The sequence below is a fragment of the Vibrio sp. A37 genome, assembly GCF_059777565.1.
In genome coordinates this window covers 1-875 of sequence record NZ_JBLNLI010000060.1, presented here as the reverse complement: position 1 = coordinate 875, position 875 = coordinate 1, and the positions used below count along the sequence as shown (strand labels likewise).

The window sequence follows — 875 nt, the reverse complement described above, 5'->3', positions numbered from 1 at the left end:
GGCGGGGATGTCTGCCGTGCCCGAGTGGCGACCTATTGCGGAAAAGGCGCACCGATACCTTAGCTCAAAGCGGTTTACGAAGGACCAAGCGTATTGGCAGACGTTTTTATCAAACCATGAGATCACTCGTTTACCACGATTGTATCCACACTCGAGAGGGGGGGGAGTATATGAGACTTCTCTTTCTGAGTCATTAACCTCTCGGCTGCGTGATTTCTGTACCACCAATAACACGAGCCTTTTGAATGCCTTACTGAGTGCACTGACTCTGTATTTTTGTCGTAGCTATAGCTTGGATAATTTGGTGGTGAGCACGCCAGTTCATGGAAGAAAAGGAAAGGCAGGGATGCAAGCGGTGGGCATGCATTCGAACCAGTGCTTAATCGCGACCGGTGTGGAGGCGTCTCAAGCCCTGATGGAGTTAATGCAATCGGTACAACAAAGCTTAAAGAGCGGGTTTCGTCATAGTGCCTTCCCATTTGGTGAGTTTCGTCAGTGGGGGGAAGATTTTCAGCCTGACATCAATATAATTTACGATTTTCACCCAATAACACTGAGTAATGTGCAAGCGCTTTTAGTAGTTGATTACTTAAGTAGCCCAGAACACACGACCCCGCTTGACATCCGAATTATTGATTTTCAAGAGGCGCCGTTTCTCAAATGTCGCGTGTCGTACCAACATGCTTACTTTACCGAAAACGATATTAAGAGTTTCATTGCGCGAGTATGCCATTTGTGTGATCAGATGGTTAACTGTCCAGAATCCTCTCTAACCGAACTATCATTGTTGGATGACGTCGAGCGTCATACTTTATTGGACGAGTGGAACCAGACAGAAGCGGACTACCCACAAGATAAGACGCTGAGTGAGCTGT

General features: G+C 47.1%; 1 protein-coding gene. It reads left to right on the top strand.

From position 1 onward, the window contains the following. Positions 1 to 16: 16 nt before the first annotated feature. The coding region (locus ACM2FC_RS23490) for a condensation domain-containing protein (protein WP_498483455.1) at positions 17 to 875 on the top strand (859 nt) is incomplete at its 3' end.